Annotated in this window: 18 protein-coding genes; 9 read left to right on the plus strand and 9 right to left on the minus strand. The window is 74.9% G+C overall.

The window, feature by feature from the left end; translation table 11 throughout:
• Window positions 1–229 precede the first annotated feature (229 nt).
• Together ACGGZK_RS00540 and ACGGZK_RS00545 are read left to right on the plus strand one after the other, a co-directional pair.
• Window positions 230–1,984: an MDR family MFS transporter gene (locus tag ACGGZK_RS00540; protein WP_395244325.1), complete on the plus strand. Its 1,755-nt coding sequence runs from the start codon at window positions 230–232 to the stop codon at window positions 1,982–1,984.
• 10 nt (window positions 1,985–1,994) lie between these two features.
• On the plus strand, window positions 1,995–2,435 hold the full coding sequence (locus tag ACGGZK_RS00545) for a MarR family winged helix-turn-helix transcriptional regulator (protein WP_395244326.1): 441 nt from the start codon (window positions 1,995–1,997) through the stop codon (window positions 2,433–2,435).
• A gap of 146 nt (window positions 2,436–2,581) precedes the next feature.
• Here ACGGZK_RS00545 and ACGGZK_RS00550 read toward each other — a convergent pair whose 3' ends face one another.
• Entirely contained in the window at window positions 2,582–4,138 is a 1,557-nt protein-coding gene (locus ACGGZK_RS00550; RefSeq protein ID WP_395244327.1) for an ATP-binding protein, read from the minus strand.
• Window positions 4,135–4,875 carry a response regulator transcription factor gene (locus ACGGZK_RS00555; protein WP_395244328.1) on the minus strand — a complete coding sequence of 247 codons (741 nt, stop codon included), beginning with the start codon at window positions 4,873–4,875 and terminating at the stop codon, window positions 4,135–4,137. The genes ACGGZK_RS00550 and ACGGZK_RS00555 overlap by 4 nt, the downstream gene beginning before the upstream one ends.
• Window positions 4,876–5,050: 175 nt before the next feature.
• Here ACGGZK_RS00555 and ACGGZK_RS00560 point away from each other — a divergent pair, with 175 nt between their 5' ends.
• From ACGGZK_RS00560 to ACGGZK_RS00585, 6 genes are all read left to right on the plus strand, one after another.
• On the plus strand, window positions 5,051–6,586 hold the full coding sequence (locus ACGGZK_RS00560; RefSeq protein WP_395244329.1) for an ABC transporter permease: 1,536 nt from the start codon (window positions 5,051–5,053) through the stop codon (window positions 6,584–6,586).
• A gap of 101 nt (window positions 6,587–6,687) precedes the next feature.
• Entirely contained in the window at window positions 6,688–7,353 is a 666-nt protein-coding gene (locus ACGGZK_RS00565; protein WP_395246012.1) for an ABC transporter ATP-binding protein, read from the plus strand.
• A gap of 203 nt (window positions 7,354–7,556) precedes the next feature.
• On the plus strand, window positions 7,557–8,372 hold the full coding sequence (locus tag ACGGZK_RS00570) for an amidase domain-containing protein (protein ID WP_395244330.1): 816 nt from the start codon (window positions 7,557–7,559) through the stop codon (window positions 8,370–8,372).
• Between the two features lie 172 nt (window positions 8,373–8,544).
• On the plus strand, window positions 8,545–9,207 hold the full coding sequence (locus ACGGZK_RS00575; RefSeq protein ID WP_395246013.1) for a YqaJ viral recombinase family protein: 663 nt from the start codon (window positions 8,545–8,547) through the stop codon (window positions 9,205–9,207).
• Window positions 9,204–9,983, plus strand: coding sequence for an alpha/beta fold hydrolase (locus ACGGZK_RS00580; RefSeq protein WP_395244331.1), 780 nt, complete (start codon window positions 9,204–9,206; stop codon window positions 9,981–9,983). Before ACGGZK_RS00575 ends, ACGGZK_RS00580 begins: the two co-directional genes overlap by 4 nt.
• An 83-nt stretch (window positions 9,984–10,066) precedes the next feature.
• The gene (locus ACGGZK_RS00585; RefSeq protein WP_395244332.1) at window positions 10,067–11,041 is read left to right on the plus strand and encodes an NADP-dependent oxidoreductase; all 975 of its coding nucleotides are present in this window, start codon (window positions 10,067–10,069) and stop codon (window positions 11,039–11,041) included.
• A 17-nt stretch (window positions 11,042–11,058) separates the two neighbouring features.
• On the opposite strand, the gene ACGGZK_RS00590 is transcribed toward ACGGZK_RS00585, so the two are convergent.
• On the minus strand, window positions 11,059–12,033 hold the full coding sequence (locus tag ACGGZK_RS00590; protein WP_395244333.1) for a DUF5937 family protein: 975 nt from the start codon (window positions 12,031–12,033) through the stop codon (window positions 11,059–11,061).
• 55 nt (window positions 12,034–12,088) lie between these two features.
• Here ACGGZK_RS00590 and ACGGZK_RS00595 point away from each other — a divergent pair, with 55 nt between their 5' ends.
• Window positions 12,089–13,510 (plus strand): MFS transporter, encoded by a 1,422-nt coding sequence (locus ACGGZK_RS00595; RefSeq protein WP_395244334.1) that lies wholly within the window; start codon window positions 12,089–12,091, stop codon window positions 13,508–13,510.
• 109 nt (window positions 13,511–13,619) lie between these two features.
• Here the strand turns inward: ACGGZK_RS00595 and ACGGZK_RS00600 are convergent, their stop codons facing one another.
• Genes ACGGZK_RS00600 through ACGGZK_RS00625 form a run of 6 tightly spaced genes read right to left on the minus strand, consistent with a single transcriptional unit; the run spans window position 13,620 to window position 21,771 of the window.
• Window positions 13,620–14,450, minus strand: a complete 831-nt coding sequence (locus tag ACGGZK_RS00600) for a hypothetical protein (protein ID WP_395244335.1) — start codon at window positions 14,448–14,450, stop codon at window positions 13,620–13,622.
• Complete coding sequence (locus ACGGZK_RS00605) at window positions 14,447–15,283, minus strand: PP2C family protein-serine/threonine phosphatase (protein WP_395244336.1); 837 nt, start codon at window positions 15,281–15,283, stop codon at window positions 14,447–14,449. The genes ACGGZK_RS00600 and ACGGZK_RS00605 overlap by 4 nt, the downstream gene beginning before the upstream one ends.
• On the minus strand, window positions 15,280–16,914 hold the full coding sequence (locus tag ACGGZK_RS00610; RefSeq protein WP_395244337.1) for a DUF5684 domain-containing protein: 1,635 nt from the start codon (window positions 16,912–16,914) through the stop codon (window positions 15,280–15,282). Before ACGGZK_RS00610 ends, ACGGZK_RS00605 begins: the two co-directional genes overlap by 4 nt.
• Window positions 16,911–19,439 (minus strand): transglutaminase domain-containing protein, encoded by a 2,529-nt coding sequence (locus ACGGZK_RS00615; RefSeq protein WP_395244338.1) that lies wholly within the window; start codon window positions 19,437–19,439, stop codon window positions 16,911–16,913. The genes ACGGZK_RS00610 and ACGGZK_RS00615 overlap by 4 nt, the downstream gene beginning before the upstream one ends.
• On the minus strand, window positions 19,436–20,809 hold the full coding sequence (locus ACGGZK_RS00620; protein ID WP_395244339.1) for a DUF58 domain-containing protein: 1,374 nt from the start codon (window positions 20,807–20,809) through the stop codon (window positions 19,436–19,438). The genes ACGGZK_RS00615 and ACGGZK_RS00620 overlap by 4 nt, the downstream gene beginning before the upstream one ends.
• A complete protein-coding gene (locus ACGGZK_RS00625) occupies window positions 20,806–21,771 on the minus strand; it encodes an AAA family ATPase (protein ID WP_395244340.1) in 966 nt (321 codons plus the stop codon). The genes ACGGZK_RS00620 and ACGGZK_RS00625 overlap by 4 nt, the downstream gene beginning before the upstream one ends.
• Window positions 21,772–21,785 lie beyond the last annotated feature (14 nt).

Genomic DNA, 21,785 nt, shown 5'->3' on the forward strand with positions numbered 1-21,785 from the left:
ACGAGCGAATCGCACGCGAACACGACAACCAGCGGTCTTCGGCTCGGACAAGGCTACCGGATGCCCCGGCCACGGCCAAATCCGCACGGGAAACGCTCAGGCGGGGCATCCGCGCGTCGAATCGCAGCCGCAGCCACAGGGAATAGTTGACCGATGTCCAAAGTTGACCAAATGCAACCATCTACGTATAGTTGATCCAAATCAACTTTCCAATCGGAGGATCCACCCTTTGTCTGCTGTCTCCGACACGTCCGCACCGGCCCAGGCCGAGCGCACCCCGCGCGAGGTGTTCGTCGCGCTCTCCGGCCTCATCGTCACGATGTTCGTGGCCGTCCTCTCCGGCACCGTGGTCTCCACGTCGATGCCGCGCATCATCGGCGACCTCGGCGGCGACCAGTCCGCCTACACGTGGGTCATCACCGCGAGCCTGCTCGCCACCGCCGTCTCCACCCCGATCTGGGGCAAGCTCGCCGACCTCGTCAACCGCAAGGTCCTGCTCCAGCTGTCGATCGGCCTCTTCGTCGTCGGCACCGCGATCGCGGGCTTCGCGCAGGACACGACGACCCTCATCGGCGTCCGCGTCATCCAGGGCCTCGGCGCCGGCGGCCTCATGTCCCTGGTCATGATCATCGTCGCGCTCATCATCTCCCCGCGCGAGCGCGGCAAGTACATGGGCTTCGTCGGCGGCATCATGGCCGTCGCCACCATCGGCGGCCCGCTGCTCGGCGGCGTCATCACCGACGCGTGGGGCTGGCGCGCGAACTTCTTCCTGCCCCTCCCCCTCGCGATCATCGCGCTCGTGCTGATCCAGCTGACCCTGCACCTGCCGAAGATGCCGAAGCGCCCCGTGAAGATCGACTACGTCGGCGCCATCCTCATGGCCGTGGGCGTCTCGCTCCTGCTCGTCTGGTTCACCCTCGGCGGCAAGGAGTTCGACTGGGACTCCGTCACCAGCCTCGTGATGGTCGGCATCTCCGCCGCGGCGATCATCGCCTTCGTCATCGTCGAGTTCTTCGTCGCCGAGCCGATCGTGCCGATGGAGCTGTTCAAGAACCGCACCTTCACCCTCGCCGTGGTCGCCTCGATCTCGATCGGCGTCGCGATGTTCGCGTCGAGCGTGTTCCTCGCGCAGTACTTCCAGCTGGCGCGTGGCGCGACCCCGACCGAGTCGGGCCTCATGACGATCCCGATGATCGTCGGCCAGATGGGCGCGTCGATCACCGTGGGCGCCCTGATCAGCCGCTTCGGCAAGTGGAAGGGCTTCATGGTCCTCGGCGCGGCGCTCGTCGTCGCCGGCAGCTACCTCATGACCACCCTCCGCTACGACACCGACTACCTCTGGGTGAGCGTCGCCATGATCGTGCTCGGCGCGGGCCTCGGCATGGTCATGCAGAACCTCACGCTCGTCGTGCAGAACGACACCCCGGTGTCGCAGCTCGGCGCCGCGTCGTCGAACGTGAACTTCTTCCGCTCGATCGCCGGCACCATCGGCGTGACGATCATGGGCTCGCTGCTCGCGACCCAGGTCACCACCCACATCACCAACGGCTTCGAGGGCTTCGTGCCGTCGACCCCGGAGGAGGTCGAGGCGCTGAAGGGCCTCGCCGGCGGCACCGTGCCGAACGTGCACGAGCTGCCCGACACCATCCGCGTCGTCATCGAGGGCGCGTACGGCCAGGGCATCGCCGAGGTGTTCTGGATCGCCGTGCCGCTCGCGGTGCTCAGCCTGCTCGCCATCGTGTTCCTGCCGAACAAGAAGCTGTCGACCAAGACGGCCGCCCAGTCGCTGCAGGAGGAGGCCGAGGACGCCGTCATCGACCTCGCCGAGGCCGAGATCGGCGCACCGGTGGCCTCCGCCGCCGAGCTGCTCGAGGAGGGCGACGCGGAACGCCGTGCGGCGGCCGACGGCCGCGAGCCGGTGGGCGCGGCGACCGGTTCGGTCGGCGTGGTCGACGGCCGCGACGGCTCGGGAGCGCGACGCTAACATGTCCCTCGTGACCGCCGATCCCGCCCTCGATGCCGCCGTCGCGGCCGTCGAGGAGCAGTTCGGCATCGTGTTCAACCGGGCCCGCGTCGTGTGGTCGGAGTCGGCGAAGCAGATCCACCCGGAGCTGCAGCCGGCCGGCTACAAGCTGCTCGCGAGCATCGTGCGCGCCGGCACGACGAACGCGCACGTGCTCGCCGAGCACCTCGACATGGACAAGAGCGCGGTGAGCCGCCAGGTGCGCCAGCTCGAGGAGCTCGGCCTCGTCGAGAGCCGCGCCGACGAGCGCGACGGCCGTGCCCGCGTGCTGGTCGCGACGCCGCTCGCCCGCGACCGCATCGCCGAGGTGCGGGCCACCAACCAGGCCCGGCTGCGCGGCGCGCTCGAGGGCCGCGGGGTCGAGGAGCTGCTCGTGCTCGCCGACGTGCTCCGCATCATCGGCGAGGCCTGACCCCGGCGGTCATCGCCGACGGACCACGAACGGCCCGCTCCCGTCCGGGGGCGGGCCGTTCCGCGTCTGCGCGAGCAGCGCACCCGACGGCCCGGCTGGATGCCTCCTGCCGGGCCGTCGGCGCGCGGGCGAGGCATCCGCCCGCCTCAGCCGTCCGCGCGCGCCCGCGGCAGCGTCACCGTGAACGCCGTGCGCCCCGGCTCGCCGTCGACCGACACCTCGCCGTGGTGCGCCGCGACGACGGCCTGCACGATCGCGAGGCCGAGGCCGGTGCTGCCGGCCCGCCGCGACCGGGAGCTGTCGGCGCGCACGAAGCGCTCGAAGAGCGTGCCGCGGATCTCGGGGTCGATGCCCGGCCCGTCGTCCTGCACGGTGACCCGCGCGACGACGCCGTCGACCTCGAGGCGCAGCAGCACCGACGTGCCGGCCGGCGTGTGCACCCGCGCGTTCGCCAGGAGGTTGCCGAGCACCTGCCGCAGCCGCGGCTCGTCGCCGACCACCTCGACGGGTTCGTCGGGCGCCTCGACGGTCCACTCGTGGTCGGGGCCGGCGACCTGGGCGTCACCCACCGCGTCCGCGGCGAGCGCGCGCAGGTCGACCGGGTGCAGCACGAGCTCGCGGCCCTCGTCGAGGCGGGCGAGCAGCAGCAGGTCCTCGACGAGCTCGGTCATCCGCAGCGACTCCGACTCGATGCGGCCGATGGCGCGCACGATGTCCTCGGGCAGGTCTCCGCCGTGCAGGCGGGTCAGCTCCGCGTAGCCGCGGATCGACGCGAGCGGGGTGCGGAGCTCGTGCGAGGCATCCGCCACGAACCGGCGCACCTTGCGCTCCGACTGCTCGCGCGCCGACAGGGCCGACGAGACGTGCCCCAGCATGTTGTTGAACGCCGTGCCGAGCCGGCCGACCTCGGTGCGCGGGTCGTCGACGGGCACGCGCTCGTCGAGGTCGACATCGCCGCGGTCGAGCGGGAGCTCCGACACGGCCTGGGCGGTCGCGGTCACGCGTTCCAGCGGTTCGAGGGACCGTCGCACGAGCAGGGAGCCCGCCCACAGCGCGACGAGCAGGCCGCCGAGCGCGACGACTGCGACGGTCACCGCGAGCTGCATGGTCTGCGCGGTCACGTCGGCCAGGGGCAGCGCGAGCACGACGCGCACGTCGCCCTGCTCCCCACCCCGCCCGTCACCCTGCGGCTCGACCGCGAGCGCGCGGTACTCCCCGAGCGAACCGGCGCTGATCGTGTGCGGCTCGGAGTCGGGCGGCACGGTCGCGAGTGCGAGGCCGGCGGCGTGCGGGGCGGGCACGATCTGCCCGTCGTCGATGACCGCGGCGGTCACCTCGCCGGCGTAGACGAGGCCGCCGAGGGTGCCCTCGGGCTGGCCCGGGATGCTCAGGAACGTGATGACGGTCGCGCGGGGGTCGTTCGGGGCGGCCGGGCCCGTCGCCTCGCCCGCCCGGGAGGTCGCGGCGCGCAGGGTCGCGTCGAGGCGGGAGACGCTGGTCGCGTGGAAGAGCACGACCGTCGCGACGCCGATGACGGCGCTCATCGCGACGAGGAGGCCGGCGACGAGCACGAGCAGGCGGCGGCGGATGGTCCAGGGGGCGCGGCGCGGGGCATCCGTCGCCGGAGCGGCGACTCCCGTCGCCGACGGGCTCGCCGAGGCGCGGGCCGCGGCCGCGTGCCCGGGATCGCCGGGGCGGGTCATCCCGCCGCCTTCAGCATGTAGCCGGCGCCGCGCACCGTGTGGATCATCGGCTCGCGCCCGGCGTCGACCTTCTTGCGCAGGTACGAGATGTAGAGCTCGACGACGGTCTCGCGTCCGCCGAAGTCGTATGACCACACCCGGTCGAGGATCTGCGCCTTCGACAGCACGCGGCGCGGGTTGCGCATGAGGAAGCGGAGCAGCTCGAACTCGGTCGCGGTCAGCTCGATCGGGGTGCCGTCGCGCTCGACCTCGTAGGAGTCCTCGTCGAGGCTGAGGTCGCCGACCCGGAGCACCGGGTCGCGCTGCTGCGCGAGCGCCAGGGTGGAGCGGCGGATGAGTCCGCGCACGCGCGCCACGACCTCCTCGAGGCTGAACGGCTTGGTGACGTAGTCGTCGCCGCCGGCGGTGAGGCCGGCGATGCGGTCGTCGAGCGAGTCCTTCGCGGTGAGGAAGAGCACGGGCACCTCGGCGCCGTCGGCGCGCACGCGCTGCAGCACCTCGAGCCCGTCGATGTCGGGGAGCATGATGTCGAGCACGATCGCGTCGGGCCGGAACTCGCGCGCCACCTTCACGGCGGAGAGGCCGTCGGCGGCGGTGCGCACGTCCCACCCCTCGTAGCGGAGCGCCATCTTCAGCAGGTCGGTGAGGGATGCCTCGTCGTCGACGACGAGCACGCGCACCATCGAGCCGTCGGGCTTCTGGAGCTGGGGGGCGCGGGCGGCCTGGTCGTTCGTCATGCCCCCAGTATCCGTGCACGCTCTATGCGTTTCCTATGCCCATGCTGTGCTTCGACCGCTGGCGAGGGGAGCATGGCGCATCCATAGGAACGGCAAAGGGTCGCCAAAGGCCGGATCCGTACGGTCGGCTCCGGCGGCATCGTTCGGTGCCCCCATCCCCGACACGAGGATCCCCATGTTCTTCACCTACCTCCGGCGCGAACTCGCCGGGCGCCGCAGGCAGACCGCGATCATCGCGATCGGCATGGCGCTCGCCATCGCGCTCGTCATGATCGTGAACTCCGTGAGCGCCGGCGTGCGCGACGCGCAGGCGTCCGTGCTCCAGTCGGTCTACGGCGTCGGCACCGACCTCACCGTCAGCCAGACCCCGACCCCGCCCGAGGAGGGCGGCGACGGCGGCGGCGGCCCGCAGCGCTTCGAGTTCGGCGCCGACGACGGCACGGCGACGACCGACGGCTCGACCGAGGTCAGCCAGTCCCGGCTCACCGCCGGCTTCGGCAGCTCGACGTTCGACGCCTCGGCGCTCGACACCGTGCAGGGCGTCGACGGCGTCTCGGCCGCGTCCGCCGCGCTCTCGCTGAACAACATCTCCTTCTCCGGCGAGCTGCCCGACTTCCAGCAGCGGGGCGCCACCGACCAGCAGGGCGGCCCCTCGACCGACGAGACCCAGCAGCAACCTCCGCAGGGCGGCTTCGACGGCGCCGGCGGCAGCGCGTTCGACGTCGACAACTTCTCGGTGCTCGGCATCGACCCGTCGGGCGACGCCGTCGGTCCGCTGTCGTCGGTCGAGCTCGCCGAGGGACGCGGGCTCGAGGCATCCGACGCCGGCCAGGCCGTCGTCGTGCTCGACGCCGACTACGCGACCAGCGCGGAGCTCGCCGTCGGCGACACGCTGAACATCGGCGGCACCGACTTCGAGGTCGTCGGCACGGTCACCTCGACCTCGGCCGACGCGGCCACCGCGTCGAACGCGTACATCCCCCTCGACCTCGCCCAGTCGCTCTCCGGCGAGGACGGCATGATCTCGAGCATCTACGTCCAGGCCACCTCCAGCGACCAGATCTCGGCCGTGCAGGCCGACATCGAGCAGGCGCTGCCCGACGCGACCGTGAGCTCGCAGTCCGACCTCGCGTCGAACGTCTCGGGCTCGCTCGCCAGCGCCTCGAGCCTCATCGCGAACCTCGGCCTGTGGCTGTCGATCGCGGTGCTCGCCGCGGCGTTCCTCATCGCGATCCTGTTCACCATTCAGGGCGTCACGCGACGCACCCGCGAGTTCGGCACGCTGAAGGCGATCGGCTGGTCGAATGGCCGCATCACCGGGCAGGTCGCGGGCGAGTCGCTCGTGCAGGGCCTCATCGGCGGCACCGTCGGCCTCGTGGTCGGCCTCGCCGGCATCTGGATCATCAACCTCATCGGCCCGACCCTCGGCGGCAGCGCGACGGGCGGCGCCTTCGCCGCCGGTCCGGGCGGGCAGGCCGCCGGTCCGGGCGGGCAGGCCGGCGGCCCCGGCGGACAGGGCGGCGGTCCGTTCGGACGCGCCGCGGAGGCGGCGAGCTCCACCACCGAGGTCGTGCTGAACGCCCCCGTGACGATCGGCGTCATCGCGATCGCCATCGGCCTCGCGGTCCTCGGCGGGCTCCTCGCCGGCGCGATCGGCGGCTGGCGGGCATCCCGGCTGCGGCCGGCCGAGGCGCTGCGGAGCGTCGCATGAGCCTCGACACCGCCGCGACCGAGGCCGTCCGGCCCGAGGCATCCGCACCCGGGGCATCCGCCTCGCCCGACGCATCCACCCGACCGCAGAGAGGAGCCGCGATGTACCGGCTCGAGCACGTGACGAAGCAGTACTCCGGCAAGCGCACCGTGACCGCGCTGAAGGATGTCTCGCTCGAGATCCCGGCGGGCCAGCTCGTCGCGATCCAGGGCCCGACCGGCGGCGGCAAGTCGACGCTGCTCCAGATGCTGGGTGCGCTCGACCGGCCGACCGGCGGCCGGATCAGCCTCGGCGAGGACGAGCTCTCGCACCTGCCCGACCGCAAGCTCGGCGGCATCCGGGCCAAGGAGATCGGGTTCGTCTTCCAGTCCTTCAACCTCATCCCGACGCTCACCGCGCAGGAGAACGTCGAGACGGCGCTCGAGCCGCTCGGCGTCCCGGCCGCCGAGCGGCGTCGCCGGGCGTCCGAGGCGCTCGCCTCGGTCGGCCTCGCCGAGCGCGCCGGGCACGTGCCCGGCGAGCTGAGCGGCGGGCAGCAGCAGCGCGTCGCGATCGCGCGGGCGCTCGTGAAGGAGCCCGTCGTGCTCCTCGCCGACGAGCCCACGGGCGCCCTCGACGAGGAGACCCGCGACGAGATCCTCAACCTGCTCGAGGGCCTCTGGCGCGACCGCGGGCTGACGCTCATCATCGTCACGCACGACAGCGCGGTCGCCCGCCGCGCCGAGCGCCGGCTGCACATCAAGAACGGCACCGTCACCGAGCGGTGACGGTGCGGCCGCCCGGACGGGAAGCCGGGCGGCGAGGCGACGGCGGATGCCGCGGCGGGAGCGTCCCGCCGGGGCATCCGCCGTTCCGCGTGCACGGCGGGCCGGCGCCGGCGCGCACGCTCCGGCGCGCTGCTCAGGGTCGATAGCGGATGCCTCGGCGACGCCAAGGGCATCCACAGGGTCGTCCCATAGCGTCGGTCGGGATGTCGATGCACCAGCCCGAACCCGAGTCCCAGCCCGACCCCGACCGCGTCACCCACGCGCAGGCCCAGCGCCCGGCCGAGTCCGCGGACGGCGGCCGGCACGCCGCACCCCAGGCCGGCATCCCGCGCCGCACGCTCGTCGTCGCCGCGGCCTCCGTCGCGGCCGTCGGCCTCGTCGGCGCGATCGCCTTCGGTGCGATGCAGGGCGGGGCGGATGACCCGGCCGGCGCCGGCGCCGCCGGCGACGCCGTGTCGGCCGCGGGACCCGGCGCCGGGTCCGACGACGCCGCCGGCGAGGCCGACCAGGCCGACGTGGCGGTGAACGTCACCGCGGCCGTCGCCGCGCAGCTGGCCTACGTCGAGGCGCACTGGCAGGACACCGAGAACGACGAGTTCGGCTACCTCGAGGAGAGCGACTGCGTGAACTTCGCCAGCCAGTCGCTGCTCGAGCGCGGGTGGCAGGTCGACGACGAGTGGCGGCACACCGAGGACGGCGACCCCTACGCCAGCTCGCCGGCCTGGATCAGCTCGACCGCGTTCCGCGACTACCTCGAGGAGCACCCCGAGCGGGCGACCGCCCTCACCGACGACCAGCGCGACCAGGTGAAGGTCGGCGACATCGTCCAGTTCGACTGGGACGACTCGGGCGACCGCGACCACACCGGCATCGTCACCGCGGTGACCGTCGAGGCCGACGGGTCGATCTCGATCGCGTACGCCGGGCACACGGACGCCACGTGGGACCGCACGGTCGACGAGGCGATCCACGTCATCCACCCCGGCGGCACGGCGTACTACTGGAGCATCCCGGCGTAACCGCCACACCCGGTGGCGCTCGCGGCGCCGTAACCGCCACTGGCGGGCGAGGGTCCCGGATGGCGCGCCGACCCCGTCGGCGGTCCGCGCCCACGGGTACGCTCGACACGTGACCGACCAGCCCTTCGCGCTCTTCGACCTCGAGGAGCGGGCGCCCGCCGTGGCCGCCGCGATGCGCGAGCCGCTGCCGCACGAGCGGCGCGTCGTCGCCGACTCCGGCGACCGGGTGGCCTGGCTGCGGGCGCGGGCGCGGGGCGTCACCGCGACGGATGCCGCGAAGCTCGCGTCGAAGGCCTCGGTGCGCACCGCCGCGTGGGAGAAGGTCCACGGCAGCGGCGGTCGCGGGTTCGGCGGCAGCCGGTTCACCGACCACGGCCGCGAGCGCGAACCGGTCATCGCGCAGTGGGTGCGCGAGCAGCACGGCATCGACCACTCCAGCCTGCTCTTCCACGCCGAGGGCGAGCGCGCGCACCTGGCGACGCCCGACGGGCTCCGGGTGACGGAGAGCGGCACGGTCGAGCTGTGCGAGATCAAGACGACCTCGAAGCCGTGGCGGGGCATCCCGCGCGGCTACCTGCGCCAGGTGTGGTGGCAGCAGTACGTGCTCGGCGCGGAGCGCACCCTGGTGGTCTGGGAGGAGCACGACGGGTTCGTGCCCGTCGGCGAGCAACCGCTCTGCCGGTGGGTCGACCGCGACGAGGACCAGATCGCGATCCTGATCGGCTACGCGAACGAGCTGCTCGCCGCGATCGCGCCGACCGCCCCGCCGGTCGCCCGCCCCGACGCCGTGCGCGGCTCCGACCGCTCCTTCTACCGGCCGGGTCCGCTCGCGTGAGCGCGCTGCTGCTGCACGGACTCGGCTCCGATCGGCGGCAGCCGCTCGAACTGTTCTCCCCGGCGCTCGCCGCCGAGGGCCACGCCGACCGCATCCTCGCGCTCGACGTGCGGGCCCACGGCGACTCGCCGCTCGTCGGCGACCCCGACGACTTCGCCCTCGACCGGCTCGCCGCCGAGGTCGCCGCCCAGGCGGTCGCCGAACTCGGCGACGACCCCGGGCCGCTCACCGTGATCGGCATCTCGATGGGCGCGGCGATCGCCCTCCGGCTCGCCCTCGACGACCTGCTGCCCGTCACCCGGGCGGTGTTCGCCCGCCCGTCGTTCACCGACGAGCCGATGCCCGAGAACCTGCGGGCGTTCCCCGTGATCGGGCAGCTGCTGCACGAGGCCGGGCCGATCGGGGCGGAGGAGTTCCGGGCGACCGCGCTCTACGCCGACGTCGAGCGCGAATCGCCGACGGGCGCGCAGGCGCTGCTCGCCCAGTTCGCGGCGCCCGACGCCGAGCGCCGCGCGATCCGGCTCGTCGAGGTGCCCCGCAATCGCGCGTTCACCGACGACGCCGAGCTCGCCGGGCTCGGCCGCCGGGGCATCCGCTCGCTGGTGATCGGGGCGCGACGCGACCCGGTGCATCCGCTGCCGATCGCCGAGCGCTGGGCCGCCGGGCTCGGCGCGACGCTCGAGGTGGCGCCCGCCCGCGACGACGGCCGCGCCGCGCAGGCGCGGGCGATCCGCGAGGCGCTCGGACGCTGGCTGGTCGGCGCCGGCGCCCTCTGACCGCGCCTCCTCGCGTCGCTCCCGCGCGGCCGGGCGCGGCCGACCCCCGCGCCGACCAGAATGGTGCACGGAGAGGGGTGCCGATGACCGACACGATGCGCGCACTGGTGATCGATCGGACCGGCGGGCCCGAGGAGCTGCACCTCGCCGACGTGCCGCGGCCGACGCGGGTGTTCGACGAGGTGCTCGTGCGGGTGATCGCCGCGGGCGTGAACCCCATCGACGCGAAGACGCGCTCGGGCCGCGGGGTCTCGGCCGCGATCGGCGCGTGGCCCGCGGTGCTCGGCTTCGACTTCGCCGGCATCGTCGAGCACGTGCCGTACGCGAGCCATCCGCTCCAGCCCGGCGACCGGGTCTACGGCATGGGCCGCGTGCCGCGCCTTCCGGGCAGCTACGCCGAGTTCGTCGCCGTCTCCACCCTCAGCGTCACCCGGATGCCCGCCTCGCTCGGCTTCGCGGAGGCGGCCGCCGTGCCGCTGGCGGCGCTGACGGCGTGGGGCGTCGTGGTCGACACCGCGCGCGTGCACGACGGGCAGCGCGTGCTGATCCACGCCGGCGCGGGCGGCGTCGGGCACTTCGCGGTGCAGTTCGCCGCCTACTTCGGCGCGCACGTCACCGCGACCGGCTCGGCTGGCAACGCGGAGTTCCTGCGATCGCTCGGCGCCGAGCACGTCGTCGACCACCGGACGGAGCGGTTCGAGGAGGTCGCCGGCGGCCAGGACGTCGTGATCGACCTGATCGGCAACGCGGCGGATGCCACGGGCACGCGCTCGCTCGCCGCGCTGCGACCGCACGGGCTCGTGGTGAGCGTGCCGACCGGCGCGTGGCCGACGATGGCGGCCGATGCCGAGGCGGCCGGCATGCGCGCGACCGGTTACGTCGTCGCGCCCGACGCACGGACGCTCGACATCGTCACGCGGCTCATCGACGACGGCGCCGTGCGCGTGCACGTCGATCGCGAGTTCCCGCTGGCCGAGGGCGCCGCGGCGCACCGGCTGCTCGAGGGCGGGCACGTGCGGGGCAAGCTCGTGCTGCGGGTGGCGGACGACCCGGCGTAGTCGCGGACGCGGGCCGCTCAGCGGGCCGCGGCGCGGGCCGTCGTGCCCGCGAGCAGTGCGCTGCCGAGATCGCTGCGGAGGTAGAGCACGCTCCGGCCGTAGCGCGTCGACGTGAGCAGCCCCGCGGCCCGCAGCACACGGAGGTGCTGGTTCACCGCCGACGGCGTCACGTCGAGCCGGACGGCGAGCTCGGTCGAGGACGCCGGCTCCCCGAGCGCGGCCAGCAGGCCGGCCCGGGTGTCGCCCACCACGGCGGCGACCGCGCCCGGGTCCGCGGGCCGCTCGACCTCCCAGAGGCCGCCCTGGCCGCGCGCGGGGTACATGACCATGGGTGGCCCGTCGCCGAGCGGCGCCGAGGCGTTGCGGGTGAACATCGTCGGCACGAGGGTCAGCCCCTCGCCCCCGATCGGCCGGAACCGCTCGGCGGGGTCGCGCAGCCGCACCCGCAACTCGCCGGCCGCGTACGACATGGTCGGCGACAGCCCGTCGAGCATCGTCGCGAGGCCCGACTGGGCGATCTGGCGGCCGCGGTGCACGATGTCGGCCTCGAGCACGGTGCGCATCCGCGGCCAGTACGCCTCGAAGCACGCCGCCCAGAGCTCCTCGAGCGCGCCGACGAGGCGCCGGAGGGCAGGGCGCAGTGGCCCGTCGAACACGTCCGGCATGCGGCCGTGCACGGCGATCAGGTCGGCCCGGAAGGCCTCCTCGGAGACGTCGAGCAGGTCGTCGAGCTCGTCCTCGAGCCGGGTCAGCGGAGACGCCGGGCGCGGATTCAGGAAGTCGGGCGTCCACAGGCGGGTGTCGATGAGGGCGTCGAGCACCTCGTGGTCGAGTCCGTCGCGGGCCTGCTCGGTGCGCCGCACCCAGCCGAGCTGCAGCGGGTACCTCGCCGGGTCGCGGACGGCGCGGAGCGAGAGCGAGAGCTCGCACAGCGGCGAGATGCCGAAGCGCACGCCCGCGAGGTCGTCCTCGGTGAGCTGGTAGTGCAACATGTAGCAGAACGCTACATCGTTTTCCCCGGCCGGATGCCTCTGCGAGAACTGTTCCGTGCCCCCCACACCTCCCCCTCCCGCCGACACCGGCGTGGTCCCCGCGATCGACGCGGCAGCCGCCGCATCGGCGTCCTCGCCCGCACCCGCCACCGAGGCATCCGCACCGGTCCGCCGCGGCCCGATCGCCCGCGTGCTCGACGCGGTCTCCGACCCGGTGCTGCGCATCCTCGTCACCGCCACGCTGATCGGCCGCGTCGGCCGCGGCATCTTCCTCACCGTCACGGTGCTCTACTTCACGCTCGTCATCGGCCTCACGGCCGGCGAGGTGGCCGTCATCCTCGCCGCGTCGAGCGCCGCCGGCGTGCTCGCCTCGTTCGCGGGCGGATGGCTCGCCGACCGCCTGCCCGCCCGCCGGCTCCTCCTCGCGTTCACCGCACTCGAGGGGCTCGGCCTGCTCGGGTACGCCATCGCGGGCGACTTCACGGCGGCGCTCGTGGTCGGCATGATCGTCGGCGGGTTCGGCCAGGCCGCGAACACCGCCCGGATGGCGATCATCGCGCGCGCCTTCGGCCCCGACGGTCGCGTGCACGCACGCGCCGTGCTACGCACCGTCACGAACATCGCGATCGCCGTCGGCTCCGGCATCGGCGCGATCGCCCTCGCCATCGGCACCGGCGATGCGTACCGCGTGCTGCTCGTGCTCGCGGCGATCTCGTACCTCCTCGCCCTGGTGCGGCTCGTGCGCCTGCCCGCCTCCGTCGACGTGCGGCCGGTCGACGAAGCCGCGACGCCGGCCGACGTGCGCACCGAGACCGGCTCGATCGACACCGCGGCGACCCGCCGGGCCGCCCGCCGGGCCGCGGCCGCGCACTCGCCGTGGCGCGACCCGCGCTACCTGCTGCTCACAGCGCTCTGCGCGGTGTTCGGCATGCAGTTCGGCGTCGGCGAGCTGGCCGTGCCGCTCTGGATCACCCAGCAGACGCACGCTCCCGAGGTGCTCGTGGCGGCCGTGCTCATCCTGAACACGGCGATCGTCATCTGCTTCCAGGTGCCGCTCTCCCGCGGCACGCACGACCTGCGCATCGCCGGCCGCGCCGCCGGCATCGCGGCCTGGCTGATGGCCGCCGCCTGCGTGGTCTACGCCCTCGCCGCAGGCCTGCCGGCCTGGTTCGCCGCCGTCGTCGTGCTCGCCGCCGCGATCGCGCACGCGTTCGCCGAGGTGCTCTCGCAGGCGGGCGGCTGGGGCCTCGGCTTCGAGCTGGCCGACCCGGTGCGGATGGGCACCTACCAGGGCCTGTTCTCGGCCGGGTACTCCATCGGCGCGATGGCGGCGCCCCTCGTGGTCGCGGGCACCACCGAGACGCTCGGTCTCGCCGGGTGGGGCATCCTCGCCGTCGTGTTCCTCGCGGCCGGACTCGGCATCCGCTGGATCGCGCGGAGCGCCGCGACCCGCGCGGAGGCGGCGGCCCGGGGCTGAGCGGGGCGGGGCTGCGCGGCCAAGGGCTGAGCGGGGCGACGCTGCGCGCGGCGGGGCTGCGCGCGGCGAGGCTTCGCTGGCCGGGGCTTCGCGGGCCGGGACGCGCGGGTCAGAGCCAGGAGATCGCGAGCACCGCGAGCGCCACGAGGCCTCCCGCGGCGACGACCGTGGTCCCGGCGACCAGCACCAGCGAGACGCCGGCCCCCCGCCGCGACGCGCGCGCGAGCGACGGCCGGGCGACCGCCGTGTCGCGGGTCGGCGCCTCGTCGGCGGGCACCTGCGGCGGGAAGACCGCGTGGCGGGGCACGGGCCGGGGCGCGTACGGGTCCACGGCGCCGGCCCCGGCGCCCGGCCGCGCCGGACGCAGGGTCGCCGGATCGAGTGGAGCGGGGGTCAGCGCGCGCCGGCCGCCGGCCGATCGCCGGGTGGCGGACTTCCCAGGGGGTGCCGCTGCGGATGCCTCCCGCGACGCGCGGGGATCGGAGTCCGCCCCCGACGAGGTTCCGGTCGTCGCGCCCTTCCGGCCGCCCTGCCGGCCGGCGGACCGGCCGGTGACGACGGTACGGTCCTCGTCCTCCTCGTCGTCGGCGTCCGTCGCCGGGCCGTCCGCCCCGCCCGCGTCGCCGGATCGGCGCACGACGACCGTGCGGTCCGCGTCGGCGTCGGCGCGACCCACGACGACCGTGCGGTCGAACTCGTCCACCTCGGCGTCCGCATCGGCGTCGGCGCGCCCCACGACGACCGTGCGGTCGAACTCGTCCACGTCGACGTCGGCGCGGGCGTCGGCGCTGTCGGACCAGTCCGCCGACGGGCCGCCGGGCTGCTCGCGCACGACGACGACGGTGCGTTCCTCGACCACCACGTCGTCGCGGCGCACCACGACCGTGCGCTCGTCGATGCCGTCGGCCTCGGCGAGCCCGGCACCGCCGTCGCGGGTCACGCGCCCGGCCCCGGACGCACGGGGATGGTCGTGCCGTCGATCGTCGAGTCGACCGGGATCTCGTCGGCCGAACCGGTGGCCCCGTCGAAGCGCACCACGCCACCGCCGGCGACGACGTCGACCACGACGACCGTGATGTTGTCGCGGCCACCTGCCTCGTTCGCACGGGCGACGAGCGCCTCCGCGGCGGACTCCGGCCGGCCGGCCATGGTGAGCGTGGCGCGGATGGCCTCGTCGGACACCTCGCTCGTCAGCCCGTCGGAGCACAGCAGCAGCCGCTCGCCGTTGGTGATGGGCAGCAGCCAGCTGTCGGCGGTGCTGTCGGGCGCCCCGATCGCACGCGTGATGACGTTGCGCTGGGCGAACGCCTGCATGTCGTCGCGCCGGAGCGAGCCGCCGTCGACGAGCTCCTGTGCGAGCGAGTGGTCGACGGTCAGCTGCTGCAGCTCGGCACCGAGGTGCCGGTACACGCGGGAGTCGCCGACGTTGAACACGAGCCAGCTCGGCGTGCCGTCGTCGTCGACGAGCGCGACGCCCGTGACGGTGCTGCCGGCACCCTTCGACGTCTCGGCGGCGACCTCGGCGACGGCGTCGTCCGCGGCGGCGAGCGCGTCGCGAACGGCCTCGAGCGTCGTCACCGGGCCCACCAGGGCGTGGCGCCGGAAGGCGTCGACGACGGCCGCGCTGGCCCGGTCGCCGGCCTCGTACCCGCCCATGCCGTCGGCGACGAGGAACACGGGCGACTCGGCGAGCACGGCGTCCTCGTTCACCTCGCGGCGGCGTCCCCGGTCGGTCGCCGACGCGGCGCTCACGAGCACCGGGACGGCCGTCACGAGGCGCCCGCCAGCTCGATGCGCATGCCGACCCGGCCGAGCACGAACCGCCCGTCGGCCGGCACGGGCACGCCCGGGTCGACGAGCCGCTCCTCGCCGCCCTCGTCGACGAGGACGCCGTTGGTGGAGCCGAGGTCGGTGATCGTCCAGCGCCCGTCGTCGAGCACGAGGCGCGCGTGGGTCTTCGACAGCGTGCGGGTGGAGTCGGGAACGGGGAGCCGCTGGTCGTCGCCGTCGGCCGAGGCCGGGTTGCGACCGAGCACCACGCTCCGCCCGAGGAGCTGGAGCACCTCGCCGTCGTCGAGCACGAGGCGCCAGTCGATGCGGGGCCGGCGGTCGACCACGATGGTCGACTCGTAGTCGTCCTCGTCGAGGGCGAGCGGCTCCGCGGGGATGATGGTCGGGGCGTCGGCGAACTCCACCCCGTAGGCGGCGTCCGCCTGGGCCGGGGCGGCAGTCGCGGCGGTGGCGGGCGGCGCGGCCGGTGCCGCCGGCGCGGCCGGGCCAGCGGGCGCGACCGGCGCCGGCGGGGCGAGGAGCGCCGCGGGCACCTCGATGGTCGGCGCGGGCACCGCGGCGACGATGGGCGCGACCGGCTGCCGCGGCTCCGCGGCCGGTGCCGGTGCCGGTGCCGGTGCCGGTGCCGGTGCCGGTGCGGACCCGTACGCGGGCTCCGTGGCCGGGGCGGGGGCGAACGGGCGGGCCGACCAGCTCGTCTCCCCCGGCGCGGGCTGCGCCCACGGGTTACCCGGGTCGGCGGGGGCCCCAGATGCGTCCGCGGCCGGAGCGACCGGATCGACGGGCGCGGCCTCGACCGGAGCAGGCAGGGTCTGCACGGGCGCGTCCGGCGCGAGGAACTCGGGCGCGACGGGTGCCGCGGCCGCGGGTGCCACGTGGTCGGGTGCCGCGTACACCGGCGCGGCAGGGGCCGGCGCCGCGTACGCCGGGTCGGCATATGCCGGCGCCGCGAACGCCGGGTCGGCGTACGCCGGCGCGCCGTACGGCGCCTCGACCGGGTACCCGGAGCCCGGTGCGGGCGCCGGCCAGGCCCCGACCGGCGCCAGGCCCACCTCGGCGCCCGAAGCTGCGGGGGCGGGCGGCACCGCCGGGAACGCGGCGACCGGCGCGTACCCGGCCGGCCCGGCCAGCGGCTGCGGCGGCACCTGGCCGTACCCCGCGCCGAGGTCGGCCAGCGGACCGGTCGCCCCGGGCGCACCGACGGGCGCCAGCGCCGCGTCGAGGCGTCCGTGCTCGGGATCGGGTGCCGTGCGGCTGAATCCGAGCAGGGTGGCCCACAGCGCCGGGATGAGGAAGGCGATCACGGTCGAGCCCGTGCCGCGCCCGAACAGGCGGCCGAGCCGGTGCGCCGAGATCGCGAACAGCACCGCGCCCACCACCTGCAGGCCCGGCACGAGGTACACGAGCGCCGCCCAGCGCGGGAAGCCGCCGAGCGCGTAGACCTCGGCGAAGTTGAGCACGGGCACCCAGCCGCGCCACGGCTGGATCGACAGCCGGCTGAAGAGCTTCGCGAACGCGATCCCGGTCCATACGTAGGCGCCGACGAACACGAGCACGTAGATCAGCGACACGATGCCGGCGATCGCGACGGACAGTGCGTTGGGATCGGTCATTCGGCCAGCTCCTCGAGACGGCCCGGGCGGTCGCCCGGGCGGGGGATGGTGCGCACGCGCTCGACGAACGAGCGCAGGGTCAGGGTGTCGCGGAGGCGCTCGATCGGGCCTCGGCCGGTGGCGAGCTCCGCCCGCTCGGCCTCGACGAGCTGCCACGCGCGGTCGGCCACGTCGGGACCGGGCGGGTGCGGGGAGAACACCGCGAGGTCGACGAGGGCCGCGAGTTCGGTCGCCGCGGGACGGCCCGTGGCGGCGGCTGCGGCCGCGCGGCTCGCCGTCGACGACAGCGCGATGCCACGGTCCGCGTACAGGTCGGCGAGCTCCTCCCAGGCCGCGACGGTGCGCAGTTCGGCATCGGCGGCCCTCGCCCGACTCCGCGAGCGGGTCGACTTCGCGGCGAGCACCGCGATGAGCGGCAGCCCGAGCAGGAGCAGGGCCGCGGCGCCGAGCACGGACCACCGCAGCGCCTCCCACCACGACCCGGCGTCGGCCTGGTCGTCGATGGTCGGCGGCGCCGCCGACTCGGCGGAATCACTGTCGGCGCGCGGCGGGTCGACGGGCTCCGAGGTGATGGGCTCCGGGGTCGTCGCGTTCTTCGGCAGCTGCTCGCCCTCGGCGATGATCGAGGGCTGGCTCGCGTACTGCGGGGTCGCGTCGACGGCGACCCACTCCCCGCCGGGGGCGCGCACCTCGACCCAGGCCGTCATCGACGCGCCGGTGCAGACGCCGTCGCAGGTGACGACGCCGGGGACGGGCTCGGCGCCGGGCAGGCGCATGCCGAGGACGATGCGCGAGTCGAAGCCGAACTGCCGGGCGAGCAGCGCGGCCGCGGCCGCGAACTGCTCGTCGTCGCCGACGCCCGCGATCAGGGCCGCATCGGATGCCCCGGGCCCGGCCTTGCGCTGCTGCTCGCCGAGCGACGTGAAGAGCTCCTCGACGCGGGCGCGCGAATGCCCGGCGTAGCTCGGCAGGAACGCGTAGCCCCCGCCCGAGGCCAGCGCCGACATCCAGCCCGCGGCGTCCGGCCCGTCGAGCACGGCGTGGCTCAGGTAGCCGCGCGCCCGCAGCCGGTCCACGAGCTCGAGGTAGCCCTGTCCGGTGCGCGGGACGTCCTGCAGCTCGACCCAGTCGACCAGTGCGGGGTACTCGTCGGCGCTGAGCCCGGCCCCGGCACCCGAGGCCCCCGTGAACGCGGTCATGGCGGCGGTCGAGGCATCCGTTCGCGTCGCGATCACCCGGTAGCGGTCGCCCGGGTGAAGGCCGACGGTGCCGTCGTCGTCGGCGACGTCGATCGCGCCGCCGGCGCCCGCGACGTGGAAGCCGTCGGAGAGCGCCTCGGCTCGTGCGCCGGCGAAGACCGGCGCCGCCGCGAGCGCGGTCGGCACCGGCACCCACACGCCCGAGTAGGCCGGGCCGACGACCACGTCGACCTCGGCGGTCGCCTCGCCCGGAGCCGCGGTCCGCGGCAGTCGCGTGTACCGGGTGTCGGCGGCGACGTGGAACACCTCGCCGTCGTACGCGTCGAGGGTCGCGAAGGCCAGCCGGTCGACGTCGGCCAGGTCGCCCGACACCTCGACGACCGGTTCCTCGTACCGCTCGCCCGCGAACCACGACCGGTACGACGCGAGCGGGCTGGCCTGGCGCTGCACGACGATCGCGGGCTCGACCTCGTCGCGGAGCGCGGAACGGTCGACCAGGCCCGCCGCGGCGGGCGCGAGCGCGATGCCGCCGACGAGCGCGGCCGTCACCATGGCGACGGCGAGCGCGTTGCGGCGGATCGCGATCCACGCCGATCCCGATCCGGTGCGGACGGTGCCCGCCCGTGCCCGCGCCAGCGCGCGGGCGCGGAGCATCCGGCTCCGAACCAGCAGCCACGTGCCGGCGGCGAGCAGGGCGGCGACGCCGAGGGCGAGCTCGCGCGCGGCCGGCAGCTCGAGCCCGCCGAGCACCAGCGCGCCGCTCACCCGGCTCACGCCGAACGCGATGCCGTAGACCGTCATCGCGAGCACCGGCAGCGCGGCGAGCGGAGCGACGCGGCCCCCGCGGATCACCAGTGCGCCGGCGAGCGCCGAGGCCGCCAGCACCGCGACGAGGAACGGCACGAGCACGGCCTGGTACTCGCCGAGGGGCGGCTCGACGGTCAGCACCTGCCGCCAGCCGAGGACGATGCCGGTGAGGCCGTCGCGGATGCCACGGGCCACGGCGTCGACCGACGACATCGCCGACGGGATCGCGACGGGCACGACGGCGACGACGAAGCCGAGGAACGCGAACAGCGCGGTGAGCAGGGCGCCGAGGGCGTGGCCGCCGCCGACGCGCCGGCCGAGCAGGGCCGCGCCGAGCCCGATGGCGACGCCCGCCGCGGCGACGAGCGCGACCCGCCAGACCTCGTGGATGGGCCAGGCGGCCCAGGCCGCGATCGCCCCGCCCACGGCGACGTACGCGAATCCGACCCACGCGACGCCCGCCTGCTCGCGGGGCGCGCGGTCGATGCGGCGGGCCTGCGACGGCTCGACCCGGGTCATCCCGCCGCTCCCCTCGCCAGCATCCGGCCGAGGTCGCCGAGCGCGCCGATGGTGAGCACGGTCACCTCGCGCGCCGTCCGGACCGTCGGCTCGGCGCCCGGCTCGCAGCGCACCGCCACGACCGCGACGCCGCCGGGCAGCGCGATCGCTGCCTGCCGGATGCGCTGCAGCGGCATCCGCGACCCGGTGACGAGGAACACCATCGAGAGGCGCTCGTACGTCTGCGCCGCCAGCGAGGCGGAGACCTCGAGCGGGGTCGCCCGCTCGTCGGACTCGACGCCGGCCATCGCGTCGAGCAGCGCCCGCGGGGTCTGGGTCGGCAGCGTGCGCAGCGACTGCACCTCGCGCCCGCCGAGCTCGGGCAGGATGCCGCCGACGCCGACCGAGACATCCCGACCGGCGAGCACGCCCTGGAGGCCGAGGGAGGCCGCCGCGCTCACGGCCGTCTCGAACTCGTCCTCCGACGCGAACTCGTCGAGGTCGACGTCGAGCAGCACCGCGATGCGCGCGTGGCGGCTCTCCTCGTACTGGCGGACCATGAGCCGGCCGGTCTTGGCCGTCGCCTTCCAGTGCACGTGCCGCTGCGAGTCGCCGCGCACGTACTCGCGGACGGCGTGGAACGACAGGTCGTCGTCGACCAGTACGCCGGTCGGCGAGCCCTCGAGGTCGCGGACGAGCCCGGCGCTGGTGCTCGGGATCGGGATGGTGACGGGGTGCACGTGCACGCGCTGCACCTCGGGCCACCGCTGCTCGCGGCGGAGGATGCCGATGGGGTCGCCGCGCGAGACCGTCATCGGGCCGACGTCGATGATGCCGCGGCGCTCGGTGCCGATCTCCAGCGCCTGGCTGTGGGCGTGCCCGCCGCGCAGGAGCGGCACGTGCACCTCGACGAGGCCGGCCCCGATCGGGATGTCGACCACGCCCGGCAACGCGGCCCGCCGGCCCCGGTTCACGAGGTCGAGCCGGCCGTGCACCTGCGAGCCGGCGACCACGCGGTCGCGGTCGAGCACGAGTTCGAGCCGGTAATCGTGCGTGCCGAGGAGGAACGGGACGCACACGACGAGGAGGAGTACCGCGACGGCGGCCGCGACCCACGCCTCCACCCAGCCGAACACCGAACCGCCCACCACGCCGGCGACCGCGACGACGAGCAGCAGCGCCCCCGTCGGGGAGACCGTCTCGCCGAGCCACCGCGCCGCCGTGGCCAGCGCTCGGCGCGTGCGCATCCACCCGACCCGCGCCGTCCACAGGGCGCGCGCCATCGGGCCGCCGCGACCCGCGGCGGCGACACGCGTGACCGTCCCCGCACGGGTGCGGGTACCCGTGCCGTGGGAGGTGCGCGTGAGGCGCGACTCGGTGTGGAAGGTCACTGGGTCCCGTTCTCCCGCGGCGGAGCAACGTCGAGCAGGATCTGGTTGATGACGGCCACGGCGGTCACGCCGTCGAACTCGGCCTCCGGCTCGAGCACGAGCCGGTGCGACAGGGCGGGCACGGCCAGGTCGCGGACGTCGTCGGGGGTGACGAAGCTGCGCCCGTGGGCGGCGGCCCAGGTCATGACGAGGCGGCTGAGCGCGATCGCGCCGCGCACGCTGACGCCGAGGCGCACCTCGGTCGCCCGGCGCGTGGCGTCGACGATGCGCATGATGTAGTCGGAGATGAGCGGGTTCACGTACACGCCGCGGGCGAGGTCGGTCATCGCGACGACCGTGTCGGTGCCGGCGACCGCCTCGAGGGTGCGACGCGGCTCGGCGACGCCCTGCAGGATGCGCAGGGTCGCCGCGTCGTCGGGGTAGCCGACGGAGGTCTTGATCATGAAGCGGTCGAGCTGCGCCTCGGGGAGCCGGTAGGTGCCGCCCTGCTCGATCGGGTTCTGCGTCGCGATCACGAGGAAGGGGTCGCCCACCGGGCGGGTCACGCCGTCGACGGTGACCTGGCCCTCCTCCATCACCTCGAGGAGCGCCGACTGGGTCTTCGGGCTCGCGCGGTTGATCTCGTCGGCGAGCACGATGTTCGCGAAGATCGGGCCCGCGTGGAACTCGAACTCGCCCTTCTTCTGGTCGAACACGGTGACGCCGGTGACGTCGCCGGGCAGCAGGTCGGGCGTGAACTGGATGCGCGAGTTCGTGCCGTGCACGGTCTGCGCGATCGCCCGGGCGAGGGCGGTCTTGCCGGTGCCCGGGTAGTCCTCGAGCAGCACGTGCCCGCCGCTGATCGCGGTCGCGAGCACGAGCTCGACGACGTGGCGCTTGCCGAGGATCGCCTGCTCGACGTTCTCGGCGAGCAGGGAGAACGTCTCGGCGAACCAGGTCGTCTGGACTTGGGCGATCGTCATGGGGTCGTCCTCTC

This window comes from Agromyces sp. MMS24-K17 (genome assembly GCF_043950245.1).
GTDB lineage: Bacteria > Actinomycetota > Actinomycetes > Actinomycetales > Microbacteriaceae > Agromyces.